This is a genomic window from Vampirovibrio sp. (assembly GCF_041737375.1).
GTDB lineage: Bacteria > Cyanobacteriota > Vampirovibrionia > Vampirovibrionales > Vampirovibrionaceae > Vampirovibrio.
The window spans coordinates 41936-64199 of the sequence record NZ_JBGSRV010000015.1; the positions used below are offsets into that span (position 1 = coordinate 41936).

Consider the following 22264-nt stretch of genomic DNA (forward strand, 5'->3'; position numbering starts at 1 on the left):
AGAAACGGCGAAGCAAGCAGGATTGCCTCGCCGTTTCTATCAGTGCTAATTTCCGTAATAGTTGGTATAGGGCTGCTGGTTTTGAGGCGCAGTGTTATTGTTAGGCTGATAATACTGAAAGCCTTGACCTTGGCCCTGATCCTGCTGAGGTTGAGCGTAGCCAGAAGCGCCCATACCCATAGAGGCGGGGGATGTGGTTAATGGTTGATCCAGCACGATATTAAGCGGGGTTCCTGAATCCAGCACCGCAGCCGTTCCTTTTTGGAAAGCGGAGCCTAAAGCCCCCATGCCTGCCCCCAAGGCCGTACCATAAATGGCCCCACGACCAACCCCGCCGCCCGACAAAGGCCCCATTGCGGTTCCCAGAGCGGCCCCCAAGCCAGCGCCCACACCCGTGGTCACTGCGGCCCGGCCAAAGCGTCCGGCGGTAGAGCCGCCTCGAATGATACCGGAGCCATCTTCGGTTTGAATTTTAGCGGACAACGGCACCCGTTGGCCATTGGGTAGCGTGGCAGAGGTAAAGCGAATATCCAGCTCCCCATTTTTGCCACTGCGTCCGGCGGCTTTCACCATCACCACTTGCCCTTCCATCTGGCTGCCAGCGGGCAGAATAACATTGCCCCCCGAGGCGATGGGCGAGCCCAGCGTGGCGTTAAAACGATCGCCTACCCGTGCGAAATCACTGGAAACAGGACTGGCCAGCGTGGCCGAAACCACGGTGCCCGGAGGGGCCGTCATGACATACCCTTGCAGCGGAGGCTGCTGACCGTAAGACTGATTGTTGTTATAAGGGGCATAGGATGGCTGTTGTGGTTGCTGGCTTTGGCCATAAGGCTGATAACCCGTATTGGGCGTACTACTGTAGGTATTGTTGTAACTGGGACTGGGGTTACTGCCGTAATTGGTAAAGCCCCCGGTTTGATAATCGGAATTTTGCATGGGAGGCAGGCTTTGACTAATTTGCGCCACGGGTTTTGGCGTAAACTCAGCAGCGTAACCAAAGGGCGCCTCAGGTGCCGCCAGCGCGAAACCTGAAAATGAAACAAAAAACGCCAAAGAAAGGGCAATCTGCCGGGATAGCTTCACCTGAAATCTCCTTAAAATATGATAAAAACCTGCAAAGGTTCATTCTGCGACAAGCTCAAAACCATGACACTCATGACTAGCCTGAGTGTGGAATGTTCCAATTATACAACGCCTAATGGAGGCACATGCCCAAGAATTCTGTAATAATAACGATGATAAAACGGTCGTTTTGTTTTTAGACCCTTGATTGGTTGGATGATACAGAATGGGCAATCTCCCCCCTACAGCATTTGATAGCATGATGCAACAGCTTGGCACTTTACCCCTGTGGGTCAAGCAGGTCATTTATGCCCAATTTCGGCATGAGCTGGAAGCGACCTTATCCAAAGCCACTTTGGAAGCCTTTGGCCCTGAGCATACCCTGCAGCTCTGGATTCCAGAAATTACCCGGCAAGGCGTTCAAGAGCTGGAAAAACCGACCGGTCAGCTGGAACAAGGTATGCTCAGGCTGCTGCATTTAACCCGCTTTCATAAAAATGTGTTAAGCATCACCATTATGAACAACTGGAGTTTGGAGCAGTCCTCTATTTTCATATCGCAAGCCATTGAAAAAGAGTTTATTTCTCCGCCCATGTCCATGGTGATTGCGGGAACCGTTGACTATCTGGCTGGCCGAACCCGCTTGGGCGAGTATTTGGTTCAAATTAACCGTTTAACCATTGAACAGCTGGATCAGGCCCTGAGAACCCAGCGAGCCATTGCGGAAGCCATGGGCGAGCGTACCGGAATCGCCAATGTGCTGATTAACCTGGGCTACATTAAAAAAGAAGACAGCGAAGCCATTCTATTTTTAAAAGAAGAGAGCAAAAAACCGTTTCCCGGTATTCAGGGCGGGCTTCCCGCTGGCGGAAACGAAGCCTTGGTGCGCTTACAAGGCCAGCTTCAACAGGCCATGAATCGCATTAAAGAATTAGAAACCGCCAATTACCAGCTTCAAAAAAAAGTTTAACGAGCCTCCCGACAGTTACCACTGTTAGCCCCTTGCCTGAACCCAAACGCTAAAGCCGTTAGCACAAAATACCCTTTCCATGTTTTTATGCTGGTACGGGACAAATAGGGACGTTTAAACCAGGGACATTGTGTTTAAACAGGGGATATTCACCAGGAACAGGAAGTTAGGCACTTCTCTTTAATCGTGTGGGACATATGTAGGGGGTATTTATTGTATGGGACTTGGAGCTAGCCAGGCACGTCTATTAATGCTGACGGCCAGAAAATCCGATTTGGAATTACATCTGCAAATGGTCAATCAGGCCAGACAACAGGTGGCCAACATGGTATCGGGACTATTCACCAGGCAATCCAATCTGGATCCTTCCAGCGCGGATAGCCAACGATTAAATTCAAGCATATCGGCCATTCAGGAGCGGGATAAATCGCTGGAGCTGGAATCTAAACGGTTGGATACCCAACACCAAACCGTGCAGACCGAAATTGAATCCGTTCAGAAGGTTATTTCCAAAAATATTGAAAGCAGCTTCAAACTAGCCGGTTAATCCTCTAAAGCCCTGACATAAACAGGACTTTGAATAGGGCTTTAGAGCGGCAATGTTGATGCAGCCAACCCATTAAGCAGGTCATCCTTAGCCAAAGGAATAAACCTGTTCAAATCTGCGAGCGATTCTTCTGGGCTTAAAGATCGCCAGAAATACCCAGCACCGCCAGAATTTCCTCAATTCTGGCCCAGTTTTGCGCGCCCTGCTGCTCAAAGCCGCAACCCGGATGATAAATAGTGCTTTTGTGCGGAAACGGATAAACCCGGCAACCCACCGGACGATCCTCATGCACCCCGCAACGCCCGTCTTCCAGCACGTATTTGCATTTAAAAAAAGAAACCTGATCCGGGTCCTGTCCTTTGCTTTGGGCAAAATCCCGTACCCGATCCACAAACTCGGAAGCCAGGGTCCGCACCTGAGCCTGACTGTCGTATGGCAAAAATACGGAGGCAAAGTCTCTGGCCGACTCATGCCCATCCGCTTCTGGATTGGCAGCCAAAGCCAAAATTTGTGCGTAAGAAAGCGAGCCTTTAAACGTGGCCACCCGGCAGCAAATGCCCCGCTGTTTGCACAAATGCTGAGGCATTTTCATCAGTTGCTCCACCTCTCGGGCAAAACCCAAAGGAGATTCAACCTCAGAGGGGCGGGAATCGGGGGCGTTTGTCATCTCATCTACCAATAGTGGGAACCAAACATTTTCCAGGGCTTAATCTTCTCTAGCACCATTAGCCGTAAATCTTCCAGCTTGGTATCCGGGCGCACCGGGTGATGCACCCCATCCGGGGAAAGCTGTTCCATAATATAGGCGCTGGTCTTCAAATCCCGAATCATCCGCTTTTGCTTCTCCCGCTGCTCAAACTGCCAGCCTTCAAAACCACAGTTGGGAGGCATGACCGACCAGCCATGACCGGGGGCCTCACGGCAGCATCGGGGGCGACGCTCATAAATGGTGCAAAGCCCTTCCGGGCTGACATAACGGCAATGATAAAAGGTCACTTCATTGGCATCCATATCATCACGGTCCGCAATGGTTTTCATCACCTGCTCCACTTGATCCGGCACCACCTGGCGGGCATCCTCAATGGAGGCGTAAGGCTCAAAAATTTCCAAAAAATCAATGGCCTCTTTATCGCCTTGCTCTACCAGGGCCAGCAATTTTTTATACGAGTTAAACGTGGTGGCCGATCGACAACAACGGCCACACTTATGGCACAAGTCAGGCAAATCCTGTTTCTCAGACTTTAGCTCTTCATCTGTGCCGTAATAGTTCATATCGAACATGGAACAAAGCCTTTAATTCGTGAAAAAGGGCGCTTAAATCATCATCGGCGGATCAAACCGATGCTTTAATGATCATAACCCATAATAAACACACAGGTATAAACGCCACTGAAAATTAGAGCGTTTAGCCCGCTTCAGTCTGGCCTGAACAGGTTAACCCCAAAATAAGGCCGCCGAACTGGCTAAAACAGTGCTTCGGTTAAACCGTACCAAAGGTGCGATCACCGGCATCGCCCAAGCCCGGTACGATATAAGCCTTGTCGTTCAACCGCTCATCCACGGAACCCGTGTAAATCTGAATGCCGGGGTGTTGCTCGGTCAGATGCTGAATGCCTTCCGGGGCGGCGATAATACTGACAAAGCGAATGTTGGAAGCCTTGGTGCCCAGTTTTTTAATAATATCCACAGCGGCCACCGCTGAACCACCGGTGGCCAGCATGGGATCCAGCACAAAAATCTGAGCCACGCTGTAGTCAATGGTGGAGGGGAGTTTATTGTAGTAGGTTACCGGCTTGAAGGTTTCCTCATCCCGGTACAGGCCAATATGGTACACACTGGCGCTGGGCAAGATATCAATGGCCAACTCCGATAAAATTAAACCCGCCCGCAAAATGGGTGCAATCAAAATGGGTACATTGGGAGACAGAATTTTGCATTCAGTTTTGGTAATGGGGGTTTCCACAATGGTTTTGGCGGTGGGCAAATCAACGGTGGCGTCCATAAAAATCAACTTGCCCAAACGGATCATGGTGGCCCTGAACTGCTCGGTGGAGGTGTTTTTATCCCGTAAAATACTCAGGTTATGTTGCACCAACGGGTGGTTGGACACTTTAACGGCCGGGTGAACGCTGGTGGACATAAACTTGAACTCCTGCTTAAAGCTGATCATTACGAGTTTATCCATCCTATCAAAAAAACCAGTGGGAAGCCCCAGTGGCAACAAGTTGGGTTGAGGGGGTTTCTAATGGACAACACCCGGTAGTGCCGTCTCAACTGCTTTATCAAGTGAGCGAAACGCTTTGCCGCCGGGCCGAAAATCAAAAACAAATTCAAAAAGGACCCCCATGGGCAGTCTTTCTTTCACCCCTGTATATCCTTTCCCCTCGGCAAGCGGGGCATTTCAAGCAACCAATCGTACGCCCTCCTTGTATCAGAACCCGTTTGCCCCACCGCCCCCGTCCGATCAAGCCATTATTCGCCATGCGCTGGGCTTGCTGGGGCAAATCAAAAATTTACCCCAGGATGAACAGTACATGCGCCATTTGGGCGTTTATCCCGGTTTTCAAAATGGACAACAGGCCCTGGGGGTCATCCAAAGCAAAGGCATTCAAGTGGAATTTGGAGACATGGGCGACAGCCCCGCCCACGCCCAATGGATTTCCGATGAAAATAAAATTATGATCAACCAGCGCTACAAAGGCGATAGCAGCCCCGCTACTTTGTATGCCATTTCCGAGGCCATTTACCATGAGGCCGGACACGCCGCAGGCAACGGCGACGGGGAATCCTCCATTCAGGAAGAGTTAAATTGTCTGGGCTTGAACACCCTCGCTTATCGCTATCATGCGGCCACCGATCCCGGCTACGCCCAAAGCGCCCTCAACAATCGCCTGCTCTCGGATGGGGTGGCCCTTTACCCCAAGTTGTTTTTTGATCCAGATCCCTCCAAAAAAGCGCTGATTCAACGGGTGGTTCAAAAATACGGGGATCTGCCACTCAGCAGCCCCGGCCATCCGGTGCCCCTCAGTCCTATGCCGCTGGCATCTCGGGTAAAGTATCAATACCAGCAGCAAACCCAGCGCCCTGGAACCTCCCCAGCAGGCCCGACCCCGCAGTTATCCTATGAGGCTTAAGCAACCCCGCTTTTGCACACTGCACAACTTTACAGAAAACAGCCTTCTGAGGATCATTAACAACACGGGAGAAACAACACGAGAAAACAAACCTCCCCTCTCAGCCATTGGGCGTATCATCCAGAAAGAAGGACGGGCCTATGACAGCCGACTGTTTATTTTGCAACATTTTAGCGGGAAACATTCCTTGCCAGAAGCTAGGGGAAACAAAAACCGTGCTGGCCTTCAGCGATATCAACCCACAAGCGCCCACCCATGCCCTAGTTATTCATAAAACGCATACGGCCAGCCTATCAGAAACCAACGAAAACCAGCTTTTAGGCGAGCTTTTGGGAGGGGCCAGAGACGTGGCCCAGCAATTGGAACTAGGCGACTATCGGCTGGTGATTAACAACGGCGCAGCCGCAGGGCAAAGTGTCTTCCATTTGCATGCCCACATTCTGGCCGGACGCCCCCTGAAATGGCCGCCCGGTTGATCGGAGCGTTTTTTTGAAATTGAAACTCAACGGATTGTCATGATATTTTTTATATGTTACTCTCACTAAACCAATCAAGATTGAAAGACCATTTGAAAGCGGGGTGAAATCCTTAATGGCAGAAGTCCAGGTACAACCTGGTGAAAGTATTGAAAGTGCACTAAAACGGTTCAAGAAGAAAATTCAGAAAGCCGGTATCCTGTCCGAAATCAAACGGCGGGAGCACTACTTGAAACCCAGCGTTAAAAAGAAAAGAAAAGCCGAATCCGCCCGCAAGCGCAAAAGCTAACCTTTTTCCAAGATTTAAAAAAGCCTCTCGTTACCGGGAGGCTTTTTTATAGGGAATTTCTTTTACCAAGGTTTTCGTAAAGGGGAATAACGGTTAGTCAGGGGCGAAATTACAACCCGGCTTTATTGGGGGCTTCTGTATTTACAAGCACTGCTACTTAAAACAGAAGCTTAAACAGGGTAAATCGGCCGCTGAACTTGGCGCTCAGTTTCTTCATGTTTTTGGCCGTTTCACGCGTATCTTCCAAAATGCCTTTCAGGTTCTGATCCTGACCATCGGTCAACTCATCCACATTGCCCAGCACCGAATCCAGCTTGGTGAGCGAGGTGTCCAGCTTGATGCTGATGCGCTCCATCCGGTTTTGCAAATCTTGATCCTGAGCGGTTTTGCGCAACGTAAGCATCAGCTCATTGGCGTTTTTAGAGGTGTCCCGAGTGGTGTAAATGGTTTCCTTCAAGGCAGGGTCGTTCAACAGCTCTTTCATCGCGTTGGAAGATTCCCGTAAGGAAGCAATGGTAGAGCTCATTTCGCCTTTCAGCTTGGGATCGCCAATAATATCGTTAATATTGGCACTCACCTCAGAGACATTCTGGGCCAGTTGCTCACTAACGCCCACCAATCGATCCAGATCCTGACGGGTGGTCTGGAATAAGGCGTTGGCGGTATTCATCACCTCATGCGCCTGTGCGGTCAGCACTTCCGTGTTTTTAACCGTACTGTGCAAACTGTCGATGGTTTCATCCGACAACAACTCGTTAATTTTTTCGTTGGTCAACTTCAACGCCTCAGCGGAATCCATCTGAATTTCCAGGAAGCGCTTCAGCCGCATGGGCTCTTCCACCGTAAATTGCAAATTCTTGGGCGGGGCCTGGGCCAAATAAGCCTCCTTGGGCAATACACGCAGATAATACTCGCCGGTTTTATCCAGAGTCAGCTCAAATAAAGGATCTTCAGGCATAATGGCACCCGGTAAATTAATGCGGTAAGACAAGCGATGCCGAACCAGATTGCCATCCCGGCTTTGTTCCACCGCTTCTACAATGCCCACCTGCTTATAGCCCTGCTCGTATAAAAATTTAACCGGCATCCCTTTTTGAATGGCCTTGGCAGGCTCTTGAAAAGTGGTTAATGTCACGTCTCGCAAACGAGGCGGGGTAATTTCCAAAAACTGCTCGCCAATCAGGCCGGATTGCTCAATAGACAGCATGGACCCTTTGGGGGGCGTCACGCCCAAATCTTTATTCAACCGAAAACTAACCTTAACCCCGTACTCACCATTTCGACGATCCGGCTTTACTTCTTCCACAAAGCCCACCCGAATCCCCATCATTTGGACCGGCGCGCCTTCTTTCATGCCATTAACGTCGTGAAACCACTCCGTTCTGGACTCACCGCTATCCAGGCCCCGTCCACGCAGCCATATGAGGGAAATCATCAATAACAGAATACTGACCAGGGTTAGCGCACCAACTTTGATGGTGGATGCTCTCTGCTTGTTCGCTGTACTCATAAAGAAATAGTGCCTGTCTTCTGTTTGGGAGATTTTACGGTGTTTGTTTAGCGGTTAGGATTATGGGCAAAAGCTTGTTTATCACAACTAAAACATGGGCCATCGATTTTTCTTGAAGGATATTATACTCCAGCCGTGCCAAACAATCCTGTGGGGATTGAATCTCCCATCCGGGAGAAGTCAAGCGTTGTCGGTTAAAGGGCCTTCCAGGTTGGCTTGAGAGAACTGTCGGGCGTAAGGATCGCTGGAATTATAAAACTCCTTGGGGGTTCCTTGCCAGCAAATTTCGCCCTGATTTAACAAAATAAGCCGATCGGTACGGTTAATGGTGGAAAACTGGTGGGTCACCACCACACTGGCCGCGTTCAAATCATTCCGCAGGTCCCGAATGTAATCCTCAATCACGGTAGAGGCAATGGGATCCAGCCCAGCAGTTGGCTCATCGTACAAAATAATACGGGGATTACTGACGATGGCGCGGGCAAAGCTGACCCGCTTCTGCATACCGCCCGATAACTCGTTGGGATACTGATTTTCAATCCCCTCCAGGCCTACCATTTGCAACTTTTCAGCCACAATTTTCTTGATTTCCTGAGGACTCAGCTTTTTTTGCCGACGACGGCTAGTGGCTAGCGCCTTTTCATGATCGCTATCGGGCCGCTCCAACAGAGAAAAGGCCACGTTTTCATAAACGCTTAACGAGTCGAAGAGCGCCGAGTACTGGAATACCAGGCTGTAATTGGGATCACTCAGTTCCACCTCGCCACTGTCTGGGGTTTCCAGACCGCTGATGATTTTAAGCAGCGTACTTTTTCCGCAGCCGCTAATGCCAATAATGCCCATGGTTTCATGCGCCCTGACCTCAAAGCTAATGCCCTTCAGCACGTCATGGCCGCCAAAAGACTTCTTGAGGTTACTGACCCGGATTAAAACCTCGTCCTTGGGGCTATTGGGTTGTTGAGGCTCTATCACCGCTTCATCGCTCATTGATTAGTGGGTTCCATAAACTAAAAACGTTAGTAAATAATCCACAATGGCCATTAATACAAACGACCATACCACAGCGCGGGTGGTGGCTACCCCCACTTCACGGGAGCCGCCCGAGGCGTTCAGCCCAATGGTAGTGGCCATCATAAAAATAATAAACCCAAACAAAGTAGATTTTAAAATCATGGTGAAGATATCGAGTAAGTCCACCTGATGCCAGACCGAATCCAGATATTTAGCATAACTTAAGTCGGCCACCATCCCGCTAATGAGCATGCCGCCCAAAATACCGGCTACGGCGGCAATAATGGTCATCAGCGGCAAGGCAACCATGCCTGCCAAAATACGGGGCATCATCAGGTAACGCACCGGGTTCACATGCAGCACTTTCAGGGCGTCCACCTGGTTGGTAATTTGCATGGTGCTGAGTTCAGCGGCATAGGCCGACCCCGCCATGGCGATTACTGAAAAGGAAGTCATAATGGGGGCCAATTCCCGAACGATGGACAGGGCCACCAAAGCACCCACAAAATCGCCAGCCCCTTGTTTGACCATTTCGGTGGCAATTTGAAGCGAAATGACCATGCCGGAAAAGGTGGCCATAATCAGGGAAATGCCAATGGTATCAACCCCAACAAAGGCCAACTGCTGAACAAATTGCTTGAAATCAAAACGTCCGGCCAGCAAAAAGCCGATAATATCGCCCGTATAGTAAACCGCGCTGCCCAAGGTGTCCAGAAACACGCCCCATTCTTTGCCCATGGCCTGAATGGCACGACGGGTAAAGGGGAATAGTCTTAACTTCTCGGGTCTGGGGTTTGCCATGTTTTTATTTTACCGTGTATTTTGCCGTAATGGGTATCGTTAACAACTGCCAGCGGCTCTAAAGGGGCGTTTCAGGTCTCATCAAGGTTAAAACAGCTTGTCTGCAAGCACCAAAAGAAAAACAGCCATGCTGATGCGGCCATTGACCGTAAAAAAGGCTTCATTCACCTTTTCCAAACGAATGGGCGTCATGTCATCGCCCCGAATCAGCCAATGCTCATAAACCAGCATACCGGCAGTCATCAATATAGCAAACCAGAAAAACAACCCCACCGAGTACCCCAGCGCAAAGCCCACCAGCAAGCCAACCGTTAAACAATGAAACAGCCGACTGAGTTGCAAGGCCCCCTGCAACCCCAAAGCCACCGGAATGCTTTTCAGGCCCGCCGTTTGGTCAAATTCGTAATCCTGACAGGCGTAAATCACATCAAAACCGGCCACCCAAAACACAATGGCCAAACCAAACACCACCGGCTGCCAGGCCAAGGCCCCAGTAACCGCCAACCAGCCCCCTACAGCCGAAGAGCCCAGGGCAATGCCCAACACCAAATGAGCCAAAGGAGAAAACAGCTTCATATAAGAATAAATGGTGAGAATCAAGAATGCCAAAGGCAGCAACAGGCGGCAAATAAGAGGCAACTGCCAGACAGACAACACCAACAAAAGCCCAGAGGCCAGAATTAAAACCCAGGCCCCTTGCTTACTAACCCTTCCCGCCGGAATAGAACGATTTTGAGTGCGAGGATTCTGCCCGTCAATACGGGCGTCAATCAAGCGATTCAGGCCCATGGCATAGGTTCTGCCGCCCACCATGCATAAAACCACCCACAGCACCGTCCAGAAAGAAGGCAACTGAGAACCGGGAACGGCAAGCAACATGGCTGACAAGGCAAAAGGCAGGGCGAAAATGGTGTGTTCAAACTTGACCAGCTCGGCATATTCAGCCAATCGGCCCCAAACACCTAACTTGGGAAGGCTACTGGTCATGGTCAGTCCACTTTCTGGATCGGTTGGTGTAAAATACTCTGCACATTGACGCATAAATGTGGTCTGGTTTAAAGAAAATGAGGACCCATGAAAGAGCATACAACCGAAATCGATACGGCCAAGCCCAAACAACCCGCTTTATCGACTCCCGCATTTGGCTGGCGTTTTAGCTTCGCTAAAGTCGGCAAGCTGGCCGGTTTCTCTCTATGCGTAACCCTGCTTAGTTTTTTAATGAGCTGCGTATGGCAGTGGCCTTTAAGCCCAGAACAACCCACCAGCGGAACACCCACCGTGCTGGCCGCCCCGGAAAACGCCATTTTAACCCCGGATGAAAAAATAAATATCACCATTTACCAAAAAACCAGTCCGGCGGTAGTCAACATCAGCAGCACCGTTTTGTCCATGGATATGTTCTCTAACGTCGTGCCCGAAAGCGGCTCCGGCTCCGGGGTCATTCTGACACCGGACGGCTATATTTTAACTAATGCCCACGTGGTGGAAGACTCTCAACAACTGGAAGTAACACTTTTGGACGGAAAAGCTTACAAAGCCAAGCTGATTGGCGGCGATGTGAGTAAAGATGTGGCCCTGATTAAAATTGAGCCGGGAGAACTAAAACTTCCAACTATTGAAGTAGGCGATTCCAGCCGCTTGCAAGTAGGGCAAAACGTTTACGCCATTGGTAACCCCTTTGGACTGAACAGCACCCTGACCACTGGTGTCATCAGCAGCCTGGGACGAACCCTGAAGGCCCGCAACGGGCGCTTGATGGAAGGTATCATCCAGACTGACGCCGCCATCAACCCCGGCAACTCAGGCGGCCCACTGCTAGACAGCGCCGGACATCTGATTGGCGTGAATACGGCTATTTTTAGCCCCTCAGGCAGTAGCGCGGGCATTGGCTTTGCCATTCCAGCCAACTCGGCCCGCCGTATCGCGGAAGATCTGATTTCTTACGGGCGAGTTATTCGCCCCTTTCTGGGCGTGGAAGTCGGCATGGAAATCAACCCTTACCTGGCCAAGGCGCTAGATTTGCCAGTAAAAAAAGGGCTGATGGTATCCCGAACCGTGCAAAACGGCCCCGCCGCTCTGGCCGGATTGCGTCAGGCCAGTAAAGTGCTGGTGGTAGGCAACCGACGAATTCCGGTGGGCGGCGATATTATTGTGGCCTATGACGGTCAGCCCGCCGAAAGCGCCGATCGCTTTATTAATCATGTTGAATTCAAACGCCCCGGCGATTTATTGAGTTTGCGGGTAAACCGGGATGGCAAGCTGCTGACTTTAAGCGTTAAGCTAACCGAACGGCCCCGCTAGAGTAAGGAAATCCAATGGCCAAAATCATTGTGGTGGATGACGATTTCGCCATCCAAACCCTCATCAAGATTAACCTGCAAATGCAAAGCCACAAAGTCCTCACCGCAAACGATGGGGTGGAAGGCTATGCCCTCATCCAGCAAGAGCTACCGGATTTAATCATACTGGATGTGATGATGCCCAACGCCGATGGGTATACCGTGTGCCAGCGGGTTCGAAAAAACCCGACCACCGAGCATATTCCGGTGCTTATGCTCACCGCCCTAGGGGTGGTTGAGGACAAGGTAAAAGGGTTCGACGTAGGGGCAGACGACTATCTGGTAAAGCCTTTTGAGCTACCGGAACTTCAGGTCAGGGTCAGGGCGTTGCTTCGTCGCAGCGGGAAACTGCCTAAATCGGCCACCAGCAACGAAATTTTATCGGTCGGCGACATCACGCTCATTCCCGAAAATCTGGAAGTGAAAATCCTGCATCAAATCACCCGGCTTACCCCCACCGAATTCGAGATTCTGAACTGCCTGCTGCAAAACCATCATCAAGCCATTTCCCTCAGCAAGCTATTGCAAGAGGTGTGGGGCTACGCTCCTAATGATGATGTGGAGACGATTCGGGTGCATATTCGCCACTTGCGCACCAAGCTGGATAAAGTGTCTGAAGGCAAAAGCTATGTGGAAACCATTTACGGGGGCGGGTACCGGCTCATCCCGGAAGGGTTAAGCAAAAATAAAACCCAAAAATAAGTTTGCTTGGCCTTCCGGCATAATCCTGCTACCATGCGGCCAAGCCGAGTTAAACTTTGTCAAAATTGGATCTAGCGCCTTGCCACAGGCCATCGAAAACACCCTTTCTACCCAATGGCACAAGTTGACATTGATTTTTGCTTTGGCTAAAGTGATCATCCAAGAAAGTGCCAGTTCCATCTTTGGTTTTACAATCAAAGAAGTAGACGCAACGCCCTGCCTCACGAAGCGCTCAAGCCTGTTTAAAACCGCAAAAGCCCTTCCGGGATCTGACCCTTTCAAGTTTGATTGATGTGTAAACCCCAGTGCAGATTTAGACAATAAACCATTTCAGGAGGTTACCCCCTTGCCCACAATCGCTCAGCTGGTTCGGAAAGAACGGACCAAGTTCAAACGCAAAACCAAATCCCCCGCTTTGGCTTCAAACCCTCAAAAGCGTGGCGTTTGTACCCGTGTTTATACCACCACGCCCAAAAAACCCAACTCCGCTTTGCGTAAAGTTGCGCGTGTGCGTTTGACCAACGGCTTTGAAGTGACCACCTACATTCCTGGCGTTGGCCACAACTTGCAAGAGCACTCTGTGATCCTGATTCGGGGCGGCAGAGTTAAAGATTTACCGGGCGTTCGCTACCACACGGTACGTGGCACCCTGGACTTCGCTGGCGTTAAAGATCGCAAGCAGTCCCGCAGCAAATACGGCGCTAAAAAGAATCAGCCCGCTGCCAAAGGCAAAAAATAACGCAAGCATTCAGAAGTAAGAAGCAAGGAGTTTTCCGTTTATGTCGCGTCGCTCGAAACCGAAAAAACGCATCCCAATGCCCGATTCCATCTACAACGATGTTGAAGTGGCCAAGTTTATCAATCGCCTGATGATGAAGGGCAAAAAAAGTGTCGCTGAACGGGTATTTTACGATGCTATCGAGTTGCTGGAAGGCAAAACGGACGACAAGGGTATTGACGTTTTCAGAAAATCCCTGCGTAAAGCCAAGCCGCTGGTTCGTGTAAAAGCCCGTCGGGTAGGGGGTTCCACTTATCAGGTGCCCATTGAAGTGCGTGAAGACGAAGGTCTGGCCATTGGTTCTCGCTGGCTGATTGAATACGCCAGAAAGCGCAAAGGCCGCTCCATGACGGAAAAGCTGGCCGCCGAGCTGCTGGATATTTACCGTGGAACGGGCGCTACCGTTAAAAAACGGGAAGAAACTCACAAAATGGCCGAGGCCAACAAGGCATTCGCTCATTACCGTTTCTAAACCAACTTTACCGAGTGGCACTTGTCTCCGACAGGTGTCATTCGGTTTTTCACTGTTTTAGAATCATCCTGCTCCAAGTCCATCCAAAAATTGAAAAAGAAAAAGAGGTTTTAAACCGTGGCCAGAAAGATCCAACTCGAGAAAATTCGCAACATCGGTATCGCCGCGCACATTGATGCTGGCAAAACCACCACCACCGAGCGAATTCTGTACTACACCGGCAAAGTCCACAAAATTGGCGAAGTGCATGAAGGCACCGCTGTAACCGACTGGATGGAACAAGAGCGTGAGCGGGGCATTACCATTACCTCCGCCGCCATCACCTCTAGCTGGAAAGATCACCAGATCAACATTATTGACACCCCTGGCCACGTTGATTTCACCATTGAAGTAGAGCGTTCCTTGCGGGTTCTGGATGGCGTGGTTGCCGTCTTCTGCGCCGTTGGTGGCGTTCAGTCCCAGTCTGAAACCGTTTGGCGCCAAGCCGATCGTTATAAAGTTCCCCGTATGGTGTTTGTCAACAAGATGGATCGTACCGGCGCCAACTTTGAGCGTGTGGTGGGACAAATCATTAGCCGCTTAGGCGCTAACGCTCACCCCATTCAGTTGCCCATTGGCGCTGAAGATCAAATGACCGGCATTATCGACCTGGTTGAGATGAAAGCGCACATCTACAAAAACGATTTGGGAACCGATGTAGAAATTACAGAAATCCCTGCTGACTATATGGATCAAGCAACCGTTACCCGTGAAGCACTGGTGGAAGCCATTGTGGAAAACGATGACGTGTTGATGGAAAAATACCTGGCTGGCGAGGAAATTTCGATTGCCGAACTGAAAAAAGCACTGCGTAAAGCGGTTTGCGATGTAAAAATCGTACCCGTCATCTGCGGAACCGCTTTCAAAAACAAAGGTGTTCAATTGCTGCTGGATGCGGTTATTGATTACCTGCCCTCCCCTCTTGAAGTGCCGAGCATTCAGGGTAAAAACCTGGATGGCAGTGATGCCGAGCGCAAAAGTAGCGACGATGAGCCGTTTGCCGCTTTGGCCTTTAAAATCATGACCGACCCTTATGTGGGCCGTTTGACCTTCTGTCGGGTATACAGTGGTGTGCTGCAATCCGGTAGCTACGTTACCAACGCCACCAAGGGCAAAAAAGAGCGCATCAGCCGTCTGGTTCAGATGGAAGCCGATGACCGTAAGGAAATCGATGAAATCCGGGCGGGCGATATCTGCGCGGTGGTTGGATTGAAAGACACCACCACCGGCGATACGCTGTGTGCTGAAAACGCGCCTGTTATTCTGGAATCCATTCACATTCCTGATCCGGTTATTGAAGTGGCCATTGAGCCCAAAACCAAAGCGGATCAAGAGAAACTGGGCAACTCCATGTCCAAGCTGGCAGAAGAAGATCCGACATTCCGGGTGCGTGTGGACCAGGAAACCGGTCAAACCGTCATTGCCGGGATGGGCGAACTCCACCTGGAGATCATCGTGGACCGCTTGTTGCGTGAGTTCAAGGTAGAGGCCAACGTGGGCAAACCACAGGTTGCCTACCGTGAAACCATTACCAAGACCGTGGAAGTGGAAGGCAAATACGTCCGTCAGTCCGGTGGTCGTGGTCAATACGGTCACGTTTGGATCCGTTTGGAACCCCAAGAGCGTGGCACCGGTTTTGTGTTTGAAAACAAGATCGTGGGCGGTACCGTTCCCAGAGAATACGTTGGCCCTGCCTCCAAAGGGATTGAAGAAGCCCTGCAAGGTGGCGTAATCGCTGGTTTCCAGGTTATCGACGTTAAAGCGACCCTGTTTGATGGCAGCTACCACGATGTTGACTCCAACGAGATGGCGTTTAAAATCGCTGGCTCCATGGCGGCCAAAGCAGGCGTTCCCAAAGCGGGCCCGCAACTGCTGGAGCCGGTTATGAAGGTTGACGTTGAAGTACCAGAAGACTTCATGGGCGATGTTATTGGCGACCTTTCCAGCCGTCGTGGCCGGATTGAAGGAATGGAGCCCATTCCTGGCGCCGGTATCCAGAAAATTCGCTCCATGGTTCCGTTGGCTGAAATGTTCGGTTACGCAACCGACATCCGCAGCAAAACCCAGGGCCGTGGTACCTTCGCAATGGAATTTGCCCATTACGAGCCAATGCCAAACAACATTGCCGAGCCGCTGATCGCAAAGTTCAGAGGCCAGGCAACCGCCGCCAATTAATTGGCAAACGGTTAGTTAAAACACTTGAAAGAGCCGGTGGATTCATTCCCCCGGCTCTTTTAGTATGAAAACAGGCTATTAGCCAAGCGCTTCCTAGGCCCTGTATAATTCGGGGATAAAATCTTTCACGGTTCTTACCTGAATTTGCGATTGCTCTACGGTGATAACCAACGTTTGAGCCGAACCCCGCTTCCGGGCCATTCGCCCTAAACTGGTAATGGGTGGCAAACCAGAATCATTACCATAATAAGCCACCGCTTGAATGGATTGGGAAGCCTCGCTTTCAGGGGGAAGCTGACGACGCCCCCCCGAAAACCACTGCCGCCACGATGGTTTAGCAGTCTCAGGCAAACCATTGCAGCGGGCTAAGCCAATCGCTGCGGCTGTCAAGTCTGCGGGTTGCTGCCAACGCGTGGACCAGTCCACCCGTCCAGCTTCAGTGATCAGCCCAGAAGGATGCAGCAACACAGAAGCCCCCGCAGCCAGACCAGAATCTTTGGCCAGTGACTGATTTTGCTGAAAGGCTTGCTGGGCCTTCAAAACCAATGTTTTTACCTGTTTATCAGAAAGCGCTGTTTCTGAGCGAGCAACCACGTTCTGGGCCAGTGGGCTGTAAGAAACGGGCAGCGTTTTTAAGGGGCGGGTGGTCGTCAACACCGGAGGCTCGCGATCTTTGTATAACGGTAGCATCTGCCGAACGGTTCGGGTGCGAATGATGGGATCCGTGGCACCCGCACCCCGCTCCAGACTAATCACCCGTGTATCGGGCGGACAAAGCGGACTCGCCAGCCATTCCTGACAATCGGCGCAAGGAATGGGCTGATCTCCATCCAGATTGGCATTGACCAGATAAATGGTTTGCACCTCAGGCACTTGAAGCGAGCCTGATGGTGAGCCCACCTTGCTTTCAATCCATCGATTGCGGGCAGCACCCAAAGCCAGACGCAAATCGCACAGAGAAACCTGCCGACTGGCCTCCAGATTGGTGCTCATGCCTTCGGTGCCATCTGCAAGTACCACCAAAGCCCCGTAATGCCGCCCCGAATAATTGGGCGTAAGTTTGGCGGCCATTTCGGCGTGGGTTTGCAACTTTCGCAACTGCAACCCATGATTGGCCAGAAGCTTTGAATCAGGTGCAGTCCGAATGAATCGATCGGTTTGCTCCAAACCAGCAGGCGACCCATCAAATCGCAAAGCGGGTAATGGCTTTGTAAAAAAACCGGGTTTTTTATTCAAATAAAGCGAATTTGCTGAAGGTTGAGTTGAAAAGAGACTGAATTGCATCCAATTCATGGTAAATCCCACTTGATAGACCCTGAAATTGTTTGATTTAGAATGAGAGTAGCACAAGTAAGGCAGAGTCCCCAACGCACTCGCCCGATGCACTTAGGATGGATGAGCCGGTGATTGTCATTCCGCTCGAAAAGCTCTGTTGCCGCAACTATTTTTTGGAAGGGAAACCATGAAAAAAGCTGACTTATTAATGATCCCCGGCCCCACGCCGTTGCCGGAACCTGTTCGTGAAGTAATGGGCCGTCCAGCCATTGGTCATCGAAGCGCTGAATTCAAAGAAGTGCTTAAGCGAGTTTTCCCCAAACTGCAATGGATTTTCGGTAGCAAGAATCAGGTGTTTCTCTACACCGCAAGCGGCACCGGGGCCATGGAAGCCTCAATGTCCAACACCCTGAATCCGGGAGACCGGGTATTGGCGCTGGTCAACGGGGTGTTTAGCCACCGATGGGCGGAAATCGCCAAAACATTGGGCTTACAAGTGGAAACGCTGGATGTGCCTCACGGGGAAGCCCACACCCCCGCCATGCTGCAGGAATATTTAGAAGCCCGCAAAGAAACCGATTACAAAGCCGTTCTGCTCAATCACAGTGAAACCTACACCGGGGTGCTCAGCCCCATTCGCCAGCTGGTGAGTGTCATTCGTCAAACGCACCCCCAAACCCTCATTATTCTGGATGCCATCACCAGCCTGGGGGCCACTGAGTTCTCACTGGATGAATGGGATATCGATGTGGCGGTTTCCGGTAGTCAAAAAGGATTTATGCTGCCTCCCGGATTATCCTTTCTGGCTTTAAGCGAACGGGCATGGCAAGCGCACCAACATTGTCAGCAACCGGGCTATTACTTTAACTTTACCCGCTATCAAAAAGCCCAGCTGGAAAACACCACCCCCTATACCCCCGCCACCCCTCAAATTTTGGGATTGGATGTGGCCTTGACCCTGATGCAGGAAGAAGGGCTGGAAGCCATCATCCGGCGCCATCAAACCCTCAGCCGCATGACCCGTGCCGGTGTAAAGGCCATGGGACTGGAACCTTTTGTGCGAGAAGACGCGCTGGCCAGCCCCTCGGTGACCTCCTTTCTGCCTCCGGCAGGTATTTCAGTGGATGCCGTGCGCAGTGGTTTAAAAAAGCGCTTTGGCATTGTGATTGCCGATGGCCAAAAAGAGCTGAAGGGCAAAATCATGCGAATCGGGCATCTGGGCCATGTTTCGGAACGGGAAGTACTGACCACCTTATCCGCACTGGAAGCGGTATTAACAGAGCTGGGCCATGCCGTACCCACAGGGGCTGGCGTGGCAGCGGCCATTGAGGCCAGCCAGAACACTCACACCCAAACGCCTGCCCAGAAAGCGGTGAGCCATGCGTAAGCCTGTTGTTCTAATCACCGACAGCATCAACCCCAAAGCGGCGGAGATTCTGGAAGAATCCTGTGAAGTCATTTTTGAGCCCAAACTGTCCCATCAGGAATTGCTGGATCGCATCGCCGATGTAGATGCCTTGATGATTCGAAGCGCCTCTACCGTATCCGCCGATATTCTGGAAAAGGCAAAGCGTTTACGCATTGTGGGCCGAGCCGGGGTAGGAACCGACAACGTGGATGTGGTTACCGCTACCAAACAAGGCGTGATTGTGATCAACTCCCCGGAAGGCAATACCGTGGCGGCTTCCGAGCATACCATTGGCCTGCTGATGGCCTTGGCCCGCCACATCCCGGAAGGCGACGCCACCTTAAAAAGCGGTCAATGGATTCGTAGCAAGCTGGTGGGCGTTGAAGTGTACGGGAAAACGCTGGGGGTTGTGGGCCTGGGTAAAATTGGCCGCCGGGTGGCCAAGGCCTGCCTGGCAATGGGAATGAAGGTGAACGTGTTTGATCCCTTCCTCTCCAAGGCAATGGCCGAAGAGCTGGGCGTGAACGTGGTTAGCATTGATGACATTATCGAAAAATCGGACTTCATTACCATTCACGCGCCCAAAACCAAGGAAACCCAAAATCTGTTCAACCGGGATACCTTTGCCCGCTGCAAGCCCGGCGTTCGCCTGATTAACTGCGCCCGTGGCGGTATTATTCATGAGGCGGATCTGGCAGATGCCATTCGTTCCGGCATGGTGGCCGGTGCGGCTCTGGATGTGTTTGAACAAGAGCCCCCGGATATGAACGGCCCCTTGTTTCAGTTGGGCGAGCATGCCAACAAACTGGTCCTCACCCCGCATTTGGGGGCCAGCACCGAAGAGGCCCAGGTCAACGTGGCTCTGGATGTGGCCGAGCAAATCAAGGACTTTTTCCAGCATGGGTTTGCCAGAAGCGCGGTGAATATTCCCTTGTTACGGCAAGATTTACTGGACCCCATCAAGCACTTTATGCCCATGGCGGAAGTTTTAGGGAACTTTATTCGACAAAGAGCGCAAAGCCCCGCACAAGCCATTGAAATTATCGCCAAGGGCGACTTGAGCAAACACCGCATCGAACCCTTAACCCTTGCCGTGCTAAAAGGGCTGCTTTCCAACGCCAAAGAAGGCGTGAACTATGTGAATGCCCCTTCCATCGCCGAAGAAAGCGGCATTCAGGTTAAAACTACCACCACCAAAGCCGCTGGCAACTATCGCAATCTTCTGGAAATCAAACTGATCACCGAAGAGAAAACCTACATGGTTGCGGGCACCCTGATTTCCGATGAAATCTTCAGGATTGTGGATATGGACGGTTATCAAATGGCCCTGAAAGCAACGCCCTATGTATTGATTACCCCCCACCACGATCGACCGGGGATGATTGCACAGGTGGCCACCGTGCTAGGAGAAGCAGGCGTGAATATCAGCGCGCTTCAGGTCGCCCGTAGCGGCCCCCAGGCGGGTGGGGAATCCATCATGGTATTCAACCTGGACAATGCCCCTTCCGATAGCCTACTTTCCAAAATTCGCGAGCTGGAAGGGATTTACGGCAGTTCCTATATCAACCTTTAACAAGGTTTTTATATAAAAAATATCCAATCCATCCACAATAGGGCAATTACGGATATGCTTTTGTTTTTATTAATACAGAAACACTCACTCCCATCCCTATTGTGTCTAACAAGACTTATGTCACCTCGATTTTATTGAGGTGACTTCTTTTTTTCTGATGAGACATAAAAAATCCGGCAAAATACCAAGGCAAAATCCCCTCCCCCTTCCCTATCCGAAAAATATCTACCAGCGCTCACCCGGATTTATGAACCATATAACACATACCCGCAATTATCACTCAGATATTGTTTTTATTTAAATATAAACACTCCCACTCCTATCCCTATATAACTTCAAGTGTCCTTAAAACGCTGGCTAATTTAAGCCAGCATTTTTTTTGCCCTGAAATCAGCATGACGCCAGGAGCAGAACCCACCCCACCCTAAAAAAACCTGCTTGTTATCGACGCTGTGCGCTTCCGTGACCGTAAATTTCATAGTCAAAGATGAACTGCACGTCAATATCATTACCCGGATAATTCGGCGGCAACTGTTTAAATGGGGCAGAAGCCCGAACCGCAGCCATCGCAGCCTGATCGGCAGCTGGAGAGCCAGAAGACTGCTGGATTCGCAGACTCAACAAACGGCCATCTCTGGACACTTTAAACAAGGCCACCACCCGTTTGCTTCTATCTTCCACCGGAGGCGCCCAGTTACGCCGAATACGACGTTGCAATTCAGCGATATAAGGCCCGAAATCCGGTTCAGCCATAGCATCCACACCATCACGGCCACCGCCGCCGCCCGGAGAGCCGCTTTGATTATAAGATCCACGACCGCCACCGCCGCTGCTTCCGCCTCGGCTGCCAGCACTGCCGGGATTGCCGCCACCTCTGGAAGGGCTTCCGCCAATAAAACTGGAGCTTGGGCTACCACTGGCACTACCGCCACCGGGCCTGCCAGAAGGACTGGCGCTGGCGGTTTTGGCTACAGGGCCACCACCCGCGCTTGCCGAAGGATTTTTAGGGGCAGGGGTTGGAATAGTAGGCGCAATGGGATTAGAAGGCAAACTGGGTGCAGCACTTGCAATTTTAGTAGGCCGGGGGGCCTTAGGCCTTGGAGGGGCTGGGGCCGGTGTTGGGCTTGGCGCTTGAGCTTGCTTGGGTGCTGGCGTGGGTGCCGGGGATTGAGCCTGCCGGGTAGGACGCGGCTGCGGTCTGGCTTGCGGCCTTGGCTGAGGCGCTGGGTTAGATTTAGGCTGAGGGGCGACATTGGGCCTTGCAGCCGCTTGTTTAGAAGCAGCGCCCGCCGCTTGCTGGGCTACTTGAACCGGTCGATTGGCAATTTTCTTACCCCCGGAACGGGTATTGCGTTCCGCCCGCAGATTGGTTGGCTTGCGAGGGGCTTGCTCAGGCTCATTGTCCACCAGCACAAACTCGACGTCCGGCTGTTTCATTTGAGAAGAGAACAAGGGGATTTTAAACCCGAAAAAACTTAAAATCAGGACCGTTAAAATAACCAGTCCCACCACCGCAATGTGGACTAAAGCAGCCAGCCCAACCCACATAAATAACTTGGACTCATACTGCTTGTTAGAATAAAGCCCCAGCCCGGTGGGCATTGGCGCTTGATTAGCGGATACAGGTTGTGAATATGGCGTTCTCACAGGTGGCACTTGTGTCTATCAACCATTAACAATTGACTTAGCCCCATTCCTAA

At 51.3% G+C, this 22264-nt stretch carries 23 protein-coding genes; 12 read left to right on the forward strand and 11 right to left on the reverse strand.

The features are described 5' to 3' along the window. Window positions 1–45 precede the first annotated feature (45 nt). The gene (locus tag ACEW81_RS10370; protein ID WP_373532916.1) at window positions 46–1086 is read right to left on the reverse strand and encodes a hypothetical protein; all 1041 of its coding nucleotides are present in this window, start codon (window positions 1084–1086) and stop codon (window positions 46–48) included. 238 nt (window positions 1087–1324) lie between these two features. On the opposite strand from ACEW81_RS10370, the gene ACEW81_RS10375 reads away from it, so the two are divergent. Then, entirely contained in the window at window positions 1325–2035 is a 711-nt protein-coding gene (locus ACEW81_RS10375; RefSeq protein WP_373532917.1) for a hypothetical protein, read from the forward strand. Window positions 2036–2252: 217 nt separating this feature from the next. After that, complete coding sequence (locus ACEW81_RS10380) at window positions 2253–2582, forward strand: hypothetical protein (RefSeq protein WP_373532918.1); 330 nt, start codon at window positions 2253–2255, stop codon at window positions 2580–2582. Between the two features lie 136 nt (window positions 2583–2718). On the opposite strand, the gene ACEW81_RS10385 is transcribed toward ACEW81_RS10380, so the two are convergent. The 3 genes from ACEW81_RS10385 to upp form a co-directional block, all read right to left on the reverse strand. Further along, window positions 2719–3249: a YkgJ family cysteine cluster protein gene (locus ACEW81_RS10385; protein WP_373532919.1), complete on the reverse strand. Its 531-nt coding sequence runs from the start codon at window positions 3247–3249 to the stop codon at window positions 2719–2721. 5 nt (window positions 3250–3254) lie between these two features. Next, window positions 3255–3863 (reverse strand): YkgJ family cysteine cluster protein, encoded by a 609-nt coding sequence (locus tag ACEW81_RS10390; protein WP_373532920.1) that lies wholly within the window; start codon window positions 3861–3863, stop codon window positions 3255–3257. Between the two features lie 199 nt (window positions 3864–4062). Continuing rightward, the gene (gene upp, locus ACEW81_RS10395) at window positions 4063–4722 is read right to left on the reverse strand and encodes a uracil phosphoribosyltransferase (protein WP_373532921.1); all 660 of its coding nucleotides are present in this window, start codon (window positions 4720–4722) and stop codon (window positions 4063–4065) included. A 205-nt stretch (window positions 4723–4927) separates the two neighbouring features. On the opposite strand from upp, the gene ACEW81_RS10400 reads away from it, so the two are divergent. The 3 genes from ACEW81_RS10400 (at window position 4928) to rpsU (ending at window position 6481) form a co-directional block, all read left to right on the forward strand. After that, on the forward strand, window positions 4928–5716 hold the full coding sequence (locus ACEW81_RS10400; protein WP_373532922.1) for a hypothetical protein: 789 nt from the start codon (window positions 4928–4930) through the stop codon (window positions 5714–5716). Between the two features lie 140 nt (window positions 5717–5856). After that, a complete protein-coding gene (locus tag ACEW81_RS10405) occupies window positions 5857–6192 on the forward strand; it encodes a histidine triad nucleotide-binding protein (protein WP_373532923.1) in 336 nt (111 codons plus the stop codon). A gap of 115 nt (window positions 6193–6307) precedes the next feature. After that, on the forward strand, window positions 6308–6481 hold the full coding sequence (rpsU, locus tag ACEW81_RS10410) for a 30S ribosomal protein S21 (RefSeq protein WP_303672654.1): 174 nt from the start codon (window positions 6308–6310) through the stop codon (window positions 6479–6481). A gap of 157 nt (window positions 6482–6638) precedes the next feature. On the opposite strand, the gene ACEW81_RS10415 is transcribed toward rpsU, so the two are convergent. The 4 genes from ACEW81_RS10415 to ACEW81_RS10430 all read right to left on the reverse strand — a co-directional run bounded on the left by ACEW81_RS10415 (window position 6639) and on the right by ACEW81_RS10430 (window position 10790). Continuing rightward, entirely contained in the window at window positions 6639–7991 is a 1353-nt protein-coding gene (locus ACEW81_RS10415; protein WP_373532924.1) for an MlaD family protein, read from the reverse strand. 180 nt (window positions 7992–8171) lie between these two features. Continuing rightward, complete coding sequence (locus tag ACEW81_RS10420; RefSeq protein ID WP_373532925.1) at window positions 8172–8978, reverse strand: ABC transporter ATP-binding protein; 807 nt, start codon at window positions 8976–8978, stop codon at window positions 8172–8174. A gap of 3 nt (window positions 8979–8981) precedes the next feature. Further along, window positions 8982–9803: an MlaE family ABC transporter permease gene (locus ACEW81_RS10425; protein ID WP_373532926.1), complete on the reverse strand. Its 822-nt coding sequence runs from the start codon at window positions 9801–9803 to the stop codon at window positions 8982–8984. Between the two features lie 87 nt (window positions 9804–9890). Continuing rightward, complete coding sequence (locus tag ACEW81_RS10430; RefSeq protein WP_373532927.1) at window positions 9891–10790, reverse strand: UbiA-like polyprenyltransferase; 900 nt, start codon at window positions 10788–10790, stop codon at window positions 9891–9893. Between the two features lie 87 nt (window positions 10791–10877). On the opposite strand from ACEW81_RS10430, the gene ACEW81_RS10435 reads away from it, so the two are divergent. Both ACEW81_RS10435 and ACEW81_RS10440 read left to right on the forward strand, forming a co-directional pair. Next, entirely contained in the window at window positions 10878–12104 is a 1227-nt protein-coding gene (locus ACEW81_RS10435; protein WP_373532928.1) for a S1C family serine protease, read from the forward strand. A 14-nt stretch (window positions 12105–12118) separates the two neighbouring features. Further along, window positions 12119–12844 (forward strand): response regulator transcription factor, encoded by a 726-nt coding sequence (locus ACEW81_RS10440; RefSeq protein ID WP_373532929.1) that lies wholly within the window; start codon window positions 12119–12121, stop codon window positions 12842–12844. Here ACEW81_RS10440 and ACEW81_RS10445 read toward each other — a convergent pair. Then, complete coding sequence (locus ACEW81_RS10445) at window positions 12818–13165, reverse strand: hypothetical protein (RefSeq protein ID WP_373532930.1); 348 nt, start codon at window positions 13163–13165, stop codon at window positions 12818–12820. The two genes, ACEW81_RS10440 and ACEW81_RS10445, sit on opposite strands and share 27 nt — an antisense overlap. Window positions 13166–13190: 25 nt before the next feature. Between ACEW81_RS10445 and rpsL the strand changes: the two genes are divergently transcribed. From rpsL to fusA, 3 genes are all read left to right on the forward strand, one after another. Beyond that, window positions 13191–13583 (forward strand): 30S ribosomal protein S12, encoded by a 393-nt coding sequence (gene rpsL, locus ACEW81_RS10450; protein ID WP_303672647.1) that lies wholly within the window; start codon window positions 13191–13193, stop codon window positions 13581–13583. 40 nt (window positions 13584–13623) lie between these two features. Then, a complete protein-coding gene (gene rpsG, locus ACEW81_RS10455) occupies window positions 13624–14094 on the forward strand; it encodes a 30S ribosomal protein S7 (protein ID WP_373532931.1) in 471 nt (156 codons plus the stop codon). 117 nt (window positions 14095–14211) lie between these two features. Continuing rightward, window positions 14212–16308, forward strand: a complete 2097-nt coding sequence (gene fusA, locus ACEW81_RS10460) for an elongation factor G (RefSeq protein ID WP_373532932.1) — start codon at window positions 14212–14214, stop codon at window positions 16306–16308. A 93-nt stretch (window positions 16309–16401) separates the two neighbouring features. Here fusA and ACEW81_RS10465 read toward each other — a convergent pair whose 3' ends face one another. Then, the gene (locus ACEW81_RS10465) at window positions 16402–17502 is read right to left on the reverse strand and encodes a hypothetical protein (RefSeq protein ID WP_373532933.1); all 1101 of its coding nucleotides are present in this window, start codon (window positions 17500–17502) and stop codon (window positions 16402–16404) included. Window positions 17503–17770: 268 nt separating this feature from the next. On the opposite strand from ACEW81_RS10465, the gene ACEW81_RS10470 reads away from it, so the two are divergent. Beyond that, window positions 17771–18970 (forward strand): pyridoxal-phosphate-dependent aminotransferase family protein, encoded by a 1200-nt coding sequence (locus ACEW81_RS10470; RefSeq protein ID WP_373532934.1) that lies wholly within the window; start codon window positions 17771–17773, stop codon window positions 18968–18970. Further along, window positions 18963–20564 carry a phosphoglycerate dehydrogenase gene (serA, locus tag ACEW81_RS10475; protein ID WP_373532935.1) on the forward strand — a complete coding sequence of 534 codons (1602 nt, stop codon included), beginning with the start codon at window positions 18963–18965 and terminating at the stop codon, window positions 20562–20564. Before ACEW81_RS10470 ends, serA begins: the two co-directional genes overlap by 8 nt. Before the next feature lie 441 nt (window positions 20565–21005). On the opposite strand, the gene ACEW81_RS10480 is transcribed toward serA, so the two are convergent. Then, a complete protein-coding gene (locus tag ACEW81_RS10480) occupies window positions 21006–22211 on the reverse strand; it encodes a TonB family protein (RefSeq protein WP_373532936.1) in 1206 nt (401 codons plus the stop codon). Window positions 22212–22264: the final 53 nt, after the last annotated feature.

Bases quoted from the DNA above. Each gene is read 5' to 3' on its own strand.
- ACEW81_RS10375 (WP_373532917.1), top strand. From the start codon at position 1,325: ATGATGCAACAGCTTGGCACTTTACCCCTGTGGGTCAAGCAGGTCATT.
- ACEW81_RS10380 (WP_373532918.1), top strand. From the start codon at position 2,253: ATGGGACTTGGAGCTAGCCAGGCACGTCTATTAATGCTGACGGCCAGA.
- ACEW81_RS10385 (WP_373532919.1), bottom strand. From the start codon at position 3,249: ATGACAAACGCCCCCGATTCCCGCCCCTCTGAGGTTGAATCTCCTTTG.
- ACEW81_RS10390 (WP_373532920.1), bottom strand. From the start codon at position 3,863: ATGTTCGATATGAACTATTACGGCACAGATGAAGAGCTAAAGTCTGAG.
- upp (WP_373532921.1), bottom strand. From the start codon at position 4,722: ATGTCCACCAGCGTTCACCCGGCCGTTAAAGTGTCCAACCACCCGTTG.
- ACEW81_RS10400 (WP_373532922.1), top strand. From the start codon at position 4,928: ATGGGCAGTCTTTCTTTCACCCCTGTATATCCTTTCCCCTCGGCAAGC.
- ACEW81_RS10405 (WP_373532923.1), top strand. From the start codon at position 5,857: ATGACAGCCGACTGTTTATTTTGCAACATTTTAGCGGGAAACATTCCT.
- rpsU (WP_303672654.1), top strand. From the start codon at position 6,308: ATGGCAGAAGTCCAGGTACAACCTGGTGAAAGTATTGAAAGTGCACTA.
- ACEW81_RS10415 (WP_373532924.1), bottom strand. From the start codon at position 7,991: ATGAGTACAGCGAACAAGCAGAGAGCATCCACCATCAAAGTTGGTGCG.
- ACEW81_RS10420 (WP_373532925.1), bottom strand. From the start codon at position 8,978: ATGAGCGATGAAGCGGTGATAGAGCCTCAACAACCCAATAGCCCCAAG.
- ACEW81_RS10425 (WP_373532926.1), bottom strand. From the start codon at position 9,803: ATGGCAAACCCCAGACCCGAGAAGTTAAGACTATTCCCCTTTACCCGT.
- ACEW81_RS10430 (WP_373532927.1), bottom strand. From the start codon at position 10,790: ATGACCAGTAGCCTTCCCAAGTTAGGTGTTTGGGGCCGATTGGCTGAA.
- ACEW81_RS10435 (WP_373532928.1), top strand. From the start codon at position 10,878: ATGAAAGAGCATACAACCGAAATCGATACGGCCAAGCCCAAACAACCC.
- ACEW81_RS10440 (WP_373532929.1), top strand. From the start codon at position 12,119: ATGGCCAAAATCATTGTGGTGGATGACGATTTCGCCATCCAAACCCTC.
- rpsG (WP_373532931.1), top strand. From the start codon at position 13,624: ATGTCGCGTCGCTCGAAACCGAAAAAACGCATCCCAATGCCCGATTCC.
- ACEW81_RS10470 (WP_373532934.1), top strand. From the start codon at position 17,771: ATGAAAAAAGCTGACTTATTAATGATCCCCGGCCCCACGCCGTTGCCG.
- serA (WP_373532935.1), top strand. From the start codon at position 18,963: ATGCGTAAGCCTGTTGTTCTAATCACCGACAGCATCAACCCCAAAGCG.